General features: G+C 33.4%; 12 protein-coding genes. All 12 read right to left on the bottom strand.

The annotated features are described in order from the left end of the window. Nucleotides 1–121: 121 nt before the first annotated feature. The 12 genes from ACFX5E_RS12405 to ACFX5E_RS12350 all read right to left on the bottom strand — a co-directional run bounded on the left by ACFX5E_RS12405 (nucleotide 122) and on the right by ACFX5E_RS12350 (nucleotide 14,131). Entirely contained in the window at nucleotides 122–508 is a 387-nt protein-coding gene (locus tag ACFX5E_RS12405) for an ISAon1 family transposase N-terminal region protein (RefSeq protein ID WP_379855460.1), read from the bottom strand. Between the two features lie 247 nt (nucleotides 509–755). Then, nucleotides 756–950, bottom strand: coding sequence for a hypothetical protein (locus ACFX5E_RS12400; RefSeq protein WP_379855459.1), 195 nt, complete (start codon nucleotides 948–950; stop codon nucleotides 756–758). Nucleotides 951–1,261: 311 nt separating this feature from the next. Continuing rightward, complete coding sequence (locus tag ACFX5E_RS12395) at nucleotides 1,262–1,711, bottom strand: ferritin-like domain-containing protein (RefSeq protein ID WP_379855458.1); 450 nt, start codon at nucleotides 1,709–1,711, stop codon at nucleotides 1,262–1,264. A gap of 482 nt (nucleotides 1,712–2,193) precedes the next feature. Beyond that, nucleotides 2,194–2,982, bottom strand: a complete 789-nt coding sequence (locus ACFX5E_RS12390; protein ID WP_379855457.1) for a ferritin-like domain-containing protein — start codon at nucleotides 2,980–2,982, stop codon at nucleotides 2,194–2,196. Between the two features lie 25 nt (nucleotides 2,983–3,007). Then, nucleotides 3,008–3,751 (bottom strand): ferritin-like domain-containing protein, encoded by a 744-nt coding sequence (locus tag ACFX5E_RS12385; protein ID WP_379855456.1) that lies wholly within the window; start codon nucleotides 3,749–3,751, stop codon nucleotides 3,008–3,010. A 17-nt stretch (nucleotides 3,752–3,768) separates the two neighbouring features. Next, nucleotides 3,769–4,545: a ferritin-like domain-containing protein gene (locus tag ACFX5E_RS12380; protein ID WP_379855455.1), complete on the bottom strand. Its 777-nt coding sequence runs from the start codon at nucleotides 4,543–4,545 to the stop codon at nucleotides 3,769–3,771. Nucleotides 4,546–4,758: 213 nt separating this feature from the next. Next, complete coding sequence (locus tag ACFX5E_RS12375) at nucleotides 4,759–5,406, bottom strand: hypothetical protein (protein ID WP_379855454.1); 648 nt, start codon at nucleotides 5,404–5,406, stop codon at nucleotides 4,759–4,761. A 602-nt stretch (nucleotides 5,407–6,008) separates the two neighbouring features. Then, nucleotides 6,009–6,842 carry an ice-binding protein gene (locus ACFX5E_RS12370; protein WP_379855453.1) on the bottom strand — a complete coding sequence of 278 codons (834 nt, stop codon included), beginning with the start codon at nucleotides 6,840–6,842 and terminating at the stop codon, nucleotides 6,009–6,011. A gap of 501 nt (nucleotides 6,843–7,343) precedes the next feature. Further along, nucleotides 7,344–9,623: an ATP-binding protein gene (locus ACFX5E_RS12365; protein WP_379855452.1), complete on the bottom strand. Its 2,280-nt coding sequence runs from the start codon at nucleotides 9,621–9,623 to the stop codon at nucleotides 7,344–7,346. Nucleotides 9,624–9,643: 20 nt separating this feature from the next. Continuing rightward, entirely contained in the window at nucleotides 9,644–9,970 is a 327-nt protein-coding gene (locus tag ACFX5E_RS12360; protein ID WP_379855451.1) for a circadian clock KaiB family protein, read from the bottom strand. Between the two features lie 114 nt (nucleotides 9,971–10,084). Next, nucleotides 10,085–11,569, bottom strand: coding sequence for a circadian clock protein KaiC (kaiC, locus tag ACFX5E_RS12355; RefSeq protein WP_379855450.1), 1,485 nt, complete (start codon nucleotides 11,567–11,569; stop codon nucleotides 10,085–10,087). 132 nt (nucleotides 11,570–11,701) lie between these two features. Beyond that, entirely contained in the window at nucleotides 11,702–14,131 is a 2,430-nt protein-coding gene (locus ACFX5E_RS12350; protein WP_379855449.1) for a response regulator, read from the bottom strand. Nucleotides 14,132–14,174 lie beyond the last annotated feature (43 nt).

The raw sequence follows: 14,174 nt of genomic DNA, 5'->3' as shown, positions 1-14,174 counted from the left end.
TTCAGGATAAATTAAATAATCTTCGGAGTGATTTAACTGTTTCCAATCTTTAAAACCACTGATTTTTTTCTTGTAATGACGTTGCAATAAATTAGCCTTAACACCATAATAACTGGCGATATTACTTATCGTATCTTCTCGGGTCTCGACCTGTATCTTTTAAAAAATCTGAAAGCTCAGCCGTTAATTTTGAACCTTCAGCTATAAATGAATAATCACTTTTTACTTCAATAGATTTGTCTGTTTTATTACGCCATCTACGTCTTCTTATACCTAAATAAACAGCTTTCCCTCTTATAGGAAAGTCTTGTATTAATGCTCGTTCATAGAATCCTTTTGACTCAAATTCATTGGAATCAAAATCTTTAGCAAGAATGTTTTTCTCGTCTAAATAAATATAAAAACAGTCTTTCTTGCTTTGTAAATTGACCAATTCCTTGAAATCAACAATATCAAAATGAGATAACAGTCCTTCTGGTAGAAACGAAGAAAATATCGAAAAATCCATTTGCTTTTTTATCTAAATTTATAACTTCTCCCCAACTTTTTTATGTGAGCCTATTTTTTTTTAAAACAAATGGATTTAACAACTTGATAAATAAGTATTTAAATCTGTCGTATTTAAATTTATACGGAGAAAATTAAAACAAAAAAATCGCTTTGAATATTCGAAAATACCAAAGCGATTTTATTTAAACGAAATATATTGTTAATTATATTTCAAAAAGAAATGTAAGTTTACATCCAAGCTTAATTTATGATTCGTCCTTTGTTGTACGAACCAGGCTGATACCTGATACAAAGAATACAATACCAAGTACGCCATAAATGATAAGTGTTTTTACATCCTGTGTTTCACCTGAAGTGCTAGAAAACACAACTGCAGTGTAGATTAGACCACCTATTCCGAGAGCCGTAAGTAAAGCCCCAAAGATTCTTTTAAGATTCATAATTTCCTTTTTTTAGAGTTGTTAGTATAAATTTATTTTTAATTTGATGCTTTCAATCATTAATAGATTTTAAAATAAATCGTAGAAACTAAATTTAAATCTTTTAAGCATATCATCATAATTATATCACAAATATATTTTGAAAGACTCAAAAAAGTGTTATATAATTGCCAATAAAATTTATATCATTCACACTTAAAAAAACGGATAATAGTAAATCTATATCAGTGATAGAACATTAATAAAAAAAATATGCGGAGAAAACGAATTGTTTTGACCGCATATTTTTTTAAATAAAAATCATTATCTGATCAAGCCATTAAATCACGTAAATTTTTGATTTTATCGTGGTTTGCTTTTATAGCAGAATGTTGTTCTTTTATCATAATTAGTTGTTCTGAAGTTAGATCTTCACTATGACTTAAGGCTTCGTTGTAAGTTTGAACTGCAACGTCTTCGCCATATTCACACGAATTAATTATGGCTTTTCTGTCGCTACCCGTAACAGCTGATTTTATATCCATCCATATTCGAAAGAATTTACCCGATGTAGTTGTTCCTTCAGTCGGTTTTCCACCTAATCTTTTTACTTCGGCAACAAGTTCCGCTTTGCATTTTAGACTGGTTTCAGTAAAATGAGAAAACAGTGTTTTTAAGTCTGTTTCATCAGCTTCCTTTGAAGCGGTCTCGTATCCCTCAATTCTATCGTTGTTGATTTGGATTAGGGAATTTAATACGTCAATTGCTTTTTCTGTATTCATTTTTTCTGTTTTTAAATTGTCAAATTTATTTTACTTATAACAAAGGTCTGTATTTTAAAGTTTTGATATTTATATAATTATGAATAAGAGTTGCATTATTCCCATTCTATAAAGGAGATATTGTATACAAGCTTCTCAGTTATTCTTTCGTTAGATATAACGTATTTTAAAACATTCTTATTTTGGGACTGTTTTTTAAATTTTTCCGGAAATTGCTTCATGATGCCAACTGCAACCATACCTGACATAAAATAATTTTTGAATCTTAAAGATACAAAATAAATTTAACAAAATTAGTATAAGTTATTTATTTTAAGAATGTTACATATCATTTTAGGTTAATTTAATACAATCCAAGCATGGTCTTTCCTGGAGTACTTTTTTGTTTTAGGTATATTAGTTTTCATAAAAAAGAAAATCAGGTAACTAAAAAAACCATCTAAATTCATTTTTAGATGGTTTTTATATTGGATTCGCAATTATTATACAATAAATAAATTGGCTATGGCAACCGCTTGGGCAGTGGTTAATGGCTCGTCAAATGATTCTGTTCCTGCGTTAACACCAAATAATGTGGCAGTGTTAAAACCAGCCTGGATTGTATTTTCTTCCCCATCATAAACAGGTTGTGCCTGAACCGGTAATCCGCCGCGATCTTTTCCGACAATCCATCCTTTTTGACCTCGCAGTCTTCTTACCTCAGATGCATGGCGCGCTTCAACAGAGTGAATCTGCAAAGCTGCCGTCAACAAATCAGGTGTTGAAATCAAATTTCCTGCCTGCCCTTTATAAGCTCTTACGCCTGTATCTTCAAAGGCCTGTGCCAAAGCCAGAAATGTAGGATAATCACCAAACGGGTTAAAAGCGCCACCGACTGTAAAGTCAAATGTTGGCTTTGCAACAACATTTGTCCCCAATGCATTAATTAAAAAGGTAACATGATCTGTTTCATGGGCTGAAATTTGCATAAAAACTTTCTCATCTCTTCCGCCTGTAGGGATAACCCCTGATTGTAACCCCATGATATAATACTCTTTTTCAAGGTATTCTAATGTCAGGGCAAGTTGCAGGGCGCCGATTGGCGTGTTTGGCGTAGGGGTGATGTCTGCTGCATAGGCAGTATTTGTCAATGATGACAATCCGAATGGAATTGATGCCAATGCCAGATTTTTTCCCAATTGACCAAACTGCCCAAAACTTTCTCTTCTTGAGCCTTTAGTTTGCATTAAACTTTCATTAGTGAAAGACTCTATAAATTTTAATATGTTCATAATTTCTAAATTTAAATGTTAATTATTATGGTAAAAATTGTGCTGTGAAATCGGTTGTTATAAATCCCCCAGCGATAGGAATAACTTCAGAAGGATTTTTCTTTACATCAAGTCCTGTTGTTGTATTTACTACATCATCCCCCGCAAAATCATTTGAGTTTGGGTTTATTAAGCTTCTGATTGCTGATGCATGTCGTGCTTCAACAGAGACTATTTTCCCGGCTAAAAGCAAATATTCAGGGTTTGTAATTAATCTCCCTGCACCATTGTAAGCCGCGACTCCAGTATCTTCAAGGGCTTTAGCAGTAGCTAGAACCTGAGTACGATCGCTGAAATTTAACGTTCCATAAGTAAAGGCTAAAGTAGGAAGCAATTGTGTGCTGGGATCTGGAAGCGCGGCACTCAAAGTCACTTTAAAGAATTCGCGGTGAATTAGTTCATGATTATACAGATCGTTAAGTACTTGTTGATCTGCAGTTGTAAAATTAGTAGTGAAACCTGTGGCATTTACAACTTTAGTGTAAAAATCGGCTTCCAATTGTTCCAGCGCATATGCATAAGTAAGTACGCCAAAATCGCCTCCACCTAAATCAAACACCCCATTTCTTTTTCCAGGAAGTTTAGAATCAGGAGGATTGTTATCCTCGTCATCATTACAGCCGGCTAATAATAAACTGGTGCTCACAAGTGTAAGCCCGCTTATTTTTAAAAAGCTTCTCCTATTTGTAAATGAAGGTTTTACTTCGTGAATTTTTACTTCATTTTTCATAATTTAAATGTTAAGTTTTAGGGTAAGTATAAGGCGGTAAATGGAGTTGTAATAAAACCATCAGCAATGGCAAGAACTTCTGATGGATTTTTCTTTACATCAAGTCCTGTTGTAGGATCGACGACATCATCTCCGGCAAAATCATTAGAATTTGGATTTATCAGACTTCTAATCGCGGACGCATGTCTCGCTTCAACTGAAACTATTTTTCCTGCCAATAGCAAATAATCAGGGTTTGAGATTAATCTTCCTGCACCATTATAAGCTGCAACTCCTGTATCTTCGAGCGCTTTAGCCGTAGCCAAAACCTGGTCTCGGCTGCTGAAATTTAAACTACCATAATCAAAAGCTAAATCAGGAAGTAACTGTCTTTTTGGATTTGGAAGCGCCCCACTCAAAACTGCTTTGAAGAATTCGCGATGAATTACTTCATGATAGTATAAATCGGTTAACGCTTGCTGGTCTTCGGGTGTAAAATTAGTGGTGAAACCATTGGCATTTACCACTTTAGTATAAAAATCGGCTTCTAATTGTTCCAAGGCATATGCGTAGGTCAGTACGCCTAAATCGTTACCCCCTAAATCAAATACGCCATCTTTTACACCAGGGAAATGACCACCCCCATATTTTGATGTTAAATCATTATTATTAGGGCTATTAATGAAATCGTCTTCATTATTACAGCCTGCTAATAATAATCCGGTACTCACCATTGTGAGCCCGCTGATTTTGAGAAATTTCCTTCTGTCTGTGAAGGAAGGATCTACTTCTTTAATCTTTACTACATTTTTCATAATTTATTACATTTAAAAGGTTTCCAATCGTATTAATAAATGATATAGTAGGTATATTGCATTTGGGATTATTATAAAAATGTCGGTTCTGGATAATTTCAATTGAAGATCACTTGAACTGATGAAAAATTATCATTAAATTAATGACACCCAACAGGTTTATTTAATTTATTTAAATTTCACTTTTGCTATTATTTACTGTTTATAACCAGTTTATTTTACTCCGTTTTTTTTCATTCCTTTCGTAACATCTTCTTTGGTCAATCCTGTAGTGTTTATATCGGGATCGGCAGAGTTTTCCTGTGTTGAAAAAGTAAGTTTTTGCATATATACTGGATTGCCTCCATTCATTTTTTCTTTTACAATATCACCATACGCTTTTCGTGCTTCTTCAACAGATTTTTTACCTGTAATAATATCATGAGCTAGGTTTAATGCCAAAAAGTTATTTCCTTCTTTATCACAGCGTGCGCTCATAGTTCCTTGTGTACGGTCAAATGTTACACTGCCATCGAACTTACCAAGCTCATCCATTATATCTACAGGCACTTTGTAACTTATTGTGGTCTGCATCATATCGGTATGTTCAATTGGAAAACTATGTTTGGTTTCTTTTTTATTGATGCAGATTTTTTTCCAAACGCCTTTCTTCATCCATATAAGTTCGTCTTTTGTAATTCCGTCCGGTTTGCCGTATTTGTCGGTGATTTCTTTTACAGCCATACTTGAGGCTTCAGGCCAGCCAGTTAAATCGGGTATCATCATTACTTTTTTATCTTTAGACATTTTTTTATCCTGGGCTGATAAATTTCCTAATCCTGTTATGAGAATCAGCGAAAAGAGTGTTACTGCTTTTTTCATTTTGAGTGTTTTTTAGATTGTTTATAAATACCATGTTAAAATTATTTATACTTGATTTTGTGACTTTAAAATAAGTATATGTATTATCGCACTCTATTATATCTTCTTCGGCGAATTAGCTTTAGAATTTATTAAGGTTCTGTAATTTTATAAAAACAGAGGATTAAAGCACTGTCATGGTTTTGTATTATTCTTTCTTATTTCACCGAGCTTGATTTTGGGGTTCAAGCGTTTTTTCTTATTTTTAAATTAAGGAGATGTCAGTTAAGATTTTCAAATTTTATTCAAACTTATGTTTAGTTCATTCCAGTTTCCTTTTTACTGCTGCATTTTTTATTTTGAAGGTTAAAATTACAAAAAAATAATATACAGATATATATGTAGATATATGAATATCAGGATATTAATAAAAAATTAACTAAAATTAGTTTGTAGTCTTTGCGGTAATTTTTTTTTAGATTAAAGAAGTGCAACGCTTGAAAGCAACGTTTTTTTGATTTATTTTGATATAAGTTGTCACACTGACCTCTTATACCATCGGAACACAAAAAAAAGAGGCTGCTCTTGCGGGCAGCCTCTGTTGAGAATATGTTTGTATTAATTTATTGTGGTTTCGTAACTGAGTTCATTTGTAGCGTTACTGCAGTTTGTGCCAACATTCTTCCGTTGATTGTTGCGCCAGTCTGTAAATTGATACCTGTCATTCCTAATATGTTTCCTTCAAAATGACTAGTCGTTCCACATGTAACAGCATCTGAAACTACCCAGAAAATATTTTTGGCTTGAACTCCTCCTGTTAATGTCATTCTAACTGCTGAACTCAATTTAAGAGTACCAGCTACTTGAAAAATAAAAACATCTGTTGGACTACCTGCAATAGTTATATCCGTTGGAATATTAAGGGCAGTTGTCCATTTATATAAACCTGGAGTAAGTGTTTTTCCACCAATATTTCCCGCACCTAAATTAAGAAAATCAGGATTAGTTCTTCCGGCTGCATCCGTATAGGCAGTTTGCATATCACCAATCGCTGTTGTTAATTTTGTGGCGTTTGTTACACTACATGGAAGTGGACCTGCAGCATCAACTGTGTATATTGTTCCTACTACTTCTGTACATCTAACTAATATTGCTGCACCAGTTATAGGGCTTGAACCTACATCACCTGTAATTGTTGATTTGTATACATCTGTAATTCCTGTTTTTGATAGAATTGCAAAATCTCCTGCAATTCCAAGATTTACTGCATTCAGTGAACCAATTGTTGGTGCTATATTATAAGTTTCATTAACGGGATATATTTTAGAAGTTGAACCATCTGATTTTGCAATAGCAGACGCATTAGCAGTTGAATTCTCAGTAGTATCAGTATTACAACTGGTCAAAAATACTACCGATAGCATAGCGAGGGTAGATAGTGTATTTTTTAATTTCATAACTCATTTGTTTATTTTGTGATTTATTTATCACATTGCAAAGATGGACGATGTGTCGGCTAAAGAAGTTATAAGATTTGCGTTTAATGTTGTAGGATTCACATATTTCTCATAATAATTAATTAAAAGATTAAAAATTATTTATAAAAACAAACTAAAATATCTGAATTTAATAAAAAAATGAAATTGATAAAAAAATAATTATTCGTTTTAAAATGTAAAATGAATTATTTTTTTATAAAAAATATTAATTGCAATTCAGTGTCTTTTAATGGGATTCAACTCTGCTTCTAATTAGTTGCAAGCCAGATCATAAATGGCTTCAAGTTGAGCAACTAAGTCATTCAATTCATCGATGTATATATTAAAAACAGCGAATCCAATCCATCAATAATGCTGGATTGGATTTGATACATTGGTTTAAATAAGTCAAATCAATGCATTTCATTTTTTTAGTTGATTATTTTCCTTGTCATCAGATAGTACAAGTTTTTTAAGAGTCTACTTTTTTGTTACTAATCCAATAATCTTACTATACAATAGTCTTTCATCAACGGGTTTTGTTATATAATCATCCATCCCTACAGATTTGCATTTCGTCAAATCTACTGTAGTAACATCAGCAGTTAAGGCAATTATAGGAATTTTTGAATTCATCGTTTTACGAATATATTCTGTAGCTTCAAATCCATTCATTACAGGCATTTGCAAGTCCATTAAAATAATATCATATGTTTCTGCCTGAAGCATTTCGATAGCTATTTTTCCGTTTTCGGCAATAGCACGTTCAAATCCAAAATCATCCAATATTGTTTTCATCAATAGTTGATTGAGCGCCATATCCTCAACAACCAAAACTTTTATTTTTTTCATGGAAATATCTAATGGTTTTATATCATCTTCTAATTCAGCAGTATCTTTTGTTTTTTGAAAAGGCAGTGTAAAACTAAAAGTAGAGCCTTCATGTATTTTACTTGTAACACGAATACTTCCACCTTGTGAGGTTACTAATTGCTTAACGATAGCCAGCCCTAAACCTGTGCCTCCATAAAGGCTGGAAGATCCGTTAGAAGCCTGTTGAAAATTTTCAAATATTAAATCGATATTATCCTCCGAAATGCCAATTCCTGTATCAGTAACTTCAAATTCAATAATTACTTTTTCTTCATCGTCAAACAACATATGGACATTAATCGAAATTTGCCCTTCAGAAGTGAATTTTACCGCATTACTTACTAAATTTAAAATAATCTGGTGCAACCTGATTGAATCTCCTAAAAGGACTTCAGGTATTTTTTGATCATAATTAGTAAGTAATTTTAAATTTTTTTTATTAATTTTTGTGTCAAACAATTGGAGCATTGAAGATATGGAAACGGCTAATTTGAATGGTTTTTGTTCAAAAGTCATTTTACCGGCATCCACTTTTGCTAAATCGAGTATGTCATTAATTAATGCAATTAAGGTATCACCACTCATTTTAATGGCGTTTAAATATTCTTTTTGCTTATCTGATAATTCTGTTTTTAATATCACTCTGGTAAATCCAATTATAGCATTCATGGGAGTCCGGATTTCATGACTCATATTAGACAAAAATTGTTGTTTTGCCTCCATTGCATTTTCTGCAATTCTTGTGGCATCCTCTGCATTACTTTTTTCTTCTTCCGCTATTAAAGTAGCCAGCTCTGCAAATACTTTTGCTTCCATTAATTCGGATTCAAATTTTTTCTGATCCGTAACATCCCTGGCAACAATAACTACGCCCAAAACATTTTCGCTGTCATCTTTATAAACCGATCCATTTAATAATACATCGGTCAGTTTACCATTTTTGTTACGCAGCTTAAGCGGAGAATTTGTAATGAAGCCTCGAGCAAATACTTCTTGATAAACGGCACGCGCTTTTTCCGGTTCCGTAAAATAACTGAAGAAATCAGATCCTTTTAAATTCTCACGAGATACGCCAGTAATATCTGCCGTAGCGCGATTCATATCCGTAATCTTGCCTTCATTATTTATCGTAGTCAGTGGATCAAGACTGGCTTCAATGAGACCACGGGCATAATTAGCAATCCTTAATTCAGCCGCCCGTTTTTCCTTCTCTTCATTTTGAAAAGCAAGTTCTTTATTAGCTATCCTTAACTCAGCGTCCCGTTTTTCTTTCTCTTCGTTTTGAAAAGCAAGCTCTTTATTTGCACTTTCGAGCTCAATATTATTTTGTTCTAATTGTATTGCCCTAAGTTTTAATTCCTCTCTATTTTTATTTTGAATGGTAAGGTCTGTAAGAATAATACTTGAAACAAAATTATGATCCAATTCAAATGTCGTAACAGACATAAGCACTGGTAAAACGGCACCATCATTCGCTAGGTAAACTTCATCATTTATATGGGCTTCCCTGCCTTGTTTAAATAAGGTATCAAAGGTTGTTTTTGAGGTATCAGCAATAAAATCTTTTAATTTTGTTCCTATTACTTTTTGTAAAGGGACTTTTACCATGTTGGCAAAATAAGAATTGGCATAAAGAATAGTTCCGTATTCATCAAGAGTAACTGCACCTTCATGCATTTTTTCAATTAAAATGCGATATGTTTTATCGGCTGTTTTATCGGTGTAAACGGTAAAGTCTTTTTTACTGGCATCCACCAATGCATCAATATTTCCCGTTTTAATTAGTTCAATAGTTTCCTTTGCTTCACTAAGTTGTTGTTGAAGCTCTGCATTTTCTTTATTTAACTTTTCCGACTCTTCTAAAAATTGCTTACTATTTTTAATCATCTCTTTGAAAATTAACTCAATTAAATAATATGAAGTCCTTTGAGAACCTTTTCAACATCAGACAAATCTCCGATTACTCTTCCTTCAGGTAATGGAAACTTCTTTATCAGGACAGGTATTGCAATTATTTCTTCGGTAACCGCCAACGATGGTTGTTGGTAAATATCAATTATTTCCAATTCATATCTGTCCTTTAAATATTCTTCACAAATTGCTTTGCTATTTACAATTGCACGAACAGAATTGGGTAAAATACCGGTAACAAATAGCCTGAGGATATATTTTTCCACTTCGGTACTTTTAGCCTCTACCTTAACTTTTGCTTCTTTCGGTGTTTTTTTTGACATAGCAATCAGCTTATTTTTCAAATAAATGTTCAATCCAAATTAAATTAATTTTTTGCGTTTCAATTAGCGCGCATCTTCTTTACATCATCCGATTATTTGGATGTGGATACATTTCTATTCTCTATTAGTGCTTCTTTTGGAATCGTCTGAAGCTTCTTTTTGGTTTCTGATTATTGGACTTAAAGTAATTCCATTATCTGTAATATTAAACTCCTTCACAAATTTGGAATGGGGCATACCTCTGGATTTCATGATTGATAAACTTCGAAATCGTTTCTCTTCGGCCTCTATATCCTGAAGCATCATCCAAGTGTCTACCATAGATGAAATTCCTTCATCGCTCGGATTACGTTCTATGGAACCTATTGTTATTGCTGCGGTAAACATGACGGTTATTTCCTGGGTCTTTAAAAAATCGACAAATCGGGTAAGCATCGACCGAATATCGCTATTCGCACCTTCTGTCATTAAGTTTGTGATCGGGTCAAGAATAACAACCGAGGGTTTTATTTGCGTTATGATTTTTTTGATGGCAATAAAATGCAATTCAAGATTTTGTAAAGTAGGTCTTGAATAATAGAACGTTAACATTCCTGATTTTACAAACGAATCTAAATCCAATCCGATAGATTCCATATTCCGGATTACCTGATTTGGCGCTTCTTCAAAGGCACAATACAGTGTGCGTTTTTCAGCTTTACAAACGCTATGAGCAAATGAAGATGCTATACTCGTTTTGCCGGTACCGGCTGTTCCTGAGATAAGAATACTGCTTCCGACGAAATAGCCTTTATTATCCAGCATTTCGTCTAAATCTGTAATGCCTGAAGAAATTCTTTTTAAACTTGATTTTTGCTGGAGTGCTTCACTTATAATCGGGAAGACAGTGATTCCTTTTTCATCAATTATAAAAGGATATTCATTGTTGCCATGTATCGAACCACGGTATTTAATAATCCTTAAACGCCGGGTTGTAATTTGATTGCTTACACGGTTGTCCAATATTATTACGCAATCCGCTACATATTCTTCCAATCCATGACGGGTTAGATATTTATCTCCGATTTCAGCGGTAATTATGGCGGATACTTTCTTTTCTTTTAACCAGGAAAAAAGTCTTTTAAATTCGGAACGGAGAATTTTATAATCCAGACCATAAAAAAGAGTGTCTAAAGAATCGAGCACTACACGCTTCGCTTTTACTTTATCAATGGCATGTCCAAGCCTAACAAATAAGCCTTCAAGATCATAGTTGCCTGTTTCTATAATTTCATCCCGATCGATTTGTACATGCTCCAGGTATATTTTATTTTCTGCAATATGAGTATCCACATCGAAGCCTAACGATTTTACATTTATGACCAGTTCATCCGTTTTTTCCTCAAATGCCATAAATACAGCAGGCTCATCAAACATGGTGATTCCATTTACAAGGAATTCCATTGCCATAATTGTTTTTCCGCATCCTGTATTACCTAATATAAGGGTAGGACGGTTTTTTGGCAGTCCTCCAGTTGTAATATCATCTAAGCCTTGAATGCCCGTTTGAGATTTGGGAAATATAAAATTGGAGCTGTTTGATTTGTTCGTTTTTGGCATAAGGGTTATATTTAATATAAACAAAAGTAAGCAATAATAAAAAAATTATTACAACTTACCGGTACTTCTTGTTAAGTTAACTCATTTTTTTATAATATCAGCATTAATCTAAGAAGGTTTTATTTTACTTTTTTACGGTTTACTATTTTTTAAAATATTCAACTCTTCTTCTAATGCGTTGCATGCTTGTGCACATATATTTTCAAGCGATATAACCAAATTAGGAATCTCATCCCTATGGTCGCTTGTGTTTGCATATTCCTGAATTTTTTTTGCCATATCTTCATATTCTTTGTCAATCCCGACTATTGAAAAAGAAGGAATCATTTTATGTGCTGCAGCTCCTAATAAAGCCCAGTTTTTATCCACTAAACTTTGTTTTAAAGTAGTAACTAAAGGAGGTGTATGTATTAAATATAACGATATCATTTCCATCATTAATGCTGGATTAGATTTTGTGCGTTTGTTTAGATAGCTCAAATCAATACATTTTAATTTTTCGTTTTGACTATTTTCATTTCCGCTGGAAACTTCGGATTTTTTAAGGCTCGAATTTTTTACTAACTCAACTATTTTACTATACAAAACTTTTTCGTCCACGGGTTTTGCGATATAATCATTCATCCCGACTGTTTTGCATTTTGCTACATCGATAGAAGTTACATCAGCCGTTAAAGCTATAATTGGAATTTGAGAATTCATGGTGCTCCTAATATATTCCGTTGCTTCAAAGCCATTCATTTCGGGCATCTGCAAGTCCATCAGGATGATATCATACGATTTGTTCTGTAGCATGTCTATTGCTATTTTTCCATTGCCAGCAATATCCCGTTCAAATCCGAAATCATCTAATATGGTTCTCATCAGTAGCTGGTTGAGTGCAATATCTTCCACTACTAATACTTTTATATTTTTAATTTCCGTATCTAATTTTGTTGCTATTGTTTCTGATTCAGCTTTCGCTTTTGTTTTTTGGAAAGGTAATGTAAAACTAAATGTTGAACCTTGGTCAATTTGACTTGTTACCTGAATAGAGCCACCCTGTGTTTCTACTAATTGTTTTACTATAGCTAATCCTAAACCGGTTCCACCATATAATCTTGAGGTATCGCTGGTAGCCTGTTGAAAATTTTCAAATATTGTAGTAATTTTTTCTGAATCGATACCAATTCCGGTATCTGTAACTGCAAACTGTATAATAACTGTTTTATTATCTTCATGTATCAAATCAACGCTAACCGTAAGCTGTCCTTTCGTAGTAAATTTTAAAGCATTGCTTACTAAATTTAAAATAATTTGGTGTAAACGTACTGGATCTCCAACCAAGACTTCAGGAATTTTAGTATCATAATTTTTAACCAACTTTAAATTCTTTTCCTGAATTTTTGTTTCAAATAAATGCAGCATTGCTGATAGAGACGTTGCCATTTTGAATGGAGTTTGCTCAAAGGTCATTTTTCCGGCATCTACCTTTGCCAAATCTAATATGTCATCAATGAGTACAATTAAGGCATCCCCCGATACTTTTATGGCATTGAAATATTCATTCTGTTTATCAGTCAAATCTGTTTTAATCAATACTTTTGTAAATCCGATAATCGCATTCATTGGCGTCCGAATTTCATGACTCATGTTCGACAAAAATTGCTGTTTCGCTTTCACTGCATCTTCGGCTTTACTTTTTGCCTCTTCTGCAATTAAGGTGGTTAACTCGGCAAATACTTTTGCCTCGGTCAATTCTTTTTCAATTCTTTTTTGATCCGTAACATCTCTGGCGACAATAACAACTCCCAGCACTTTTTCTTTATCATCTTTATATACTGATCCATTGAATAAGACATCAGTTAATTTGCCATTTTTATGGCGAAGTATTAGTGGAGAATCTGCAACAAATCCTTTTTTGAACACTTTCTGATATACTTCGCGGGCTTTTTGTGGTTCAGTGAAATAATCAAAAAAATCTGTTCCGATTAATTTCTCGCGTAATATTCCGGTCACATTCACCGATGCATTATTCATATCGGTTATTTTTCCTTCAGCACTAATTGTAAATAAAGGATCATGACTTGCCTCAATAAGACTAAGCGAATATTCGGAAAGTAATTTTTGGGCTGTTAGTTCGCTGTTGAGTTTTTTCAGTTGTTCTGCCTGAACTAATAATTCCTGATTTTTTTTATATAAATCGACAAAAACGGCCACTTTTGCTTTTAATATTTCCGGTGAAAGCGGTTTAATCATATAATCTACTGCACCAGCCTCATATCCTTTGAAAATTTGCGCGGGATTATCCATGCTGGCCGTTAAAAAAATAATCGGGACATGTTTAAGATTTTCGATTTGACGTATTAATTCTACAGTTTCAAATCCGTCCATCATCGGCATTTGCACATCTATCAATATGATGGCAAAATCCTGTTCGTGGAGAAGGATTTTTAAGGCGTCATTACCGGAATTTGCTTTCACGCATAAATAATCCTCAGTGGAGAGAATTACTTCCAAGGCAAACAAATTTTCGGGTAGATCGTCTACCAATAAAATTTTAACAGGGCTATTTATTTTCATTTTCAATTGTAAAATAAAAGTTTAACTTAATGTATAGGGGATG

Origin of the sequence: Flavobacterium xylosi (assembly GCF_042787345.1) — a bacterium.
GTDB lineage: Bacteria > Bacteroidota > Bacteroidia > Flavobacteriales > Flavobacteriaceae > Flavobacterium > Flavobacterium xylosi.
This window is presented reverse-complemented; position numbering and strand designations above follow the sequence as displayed.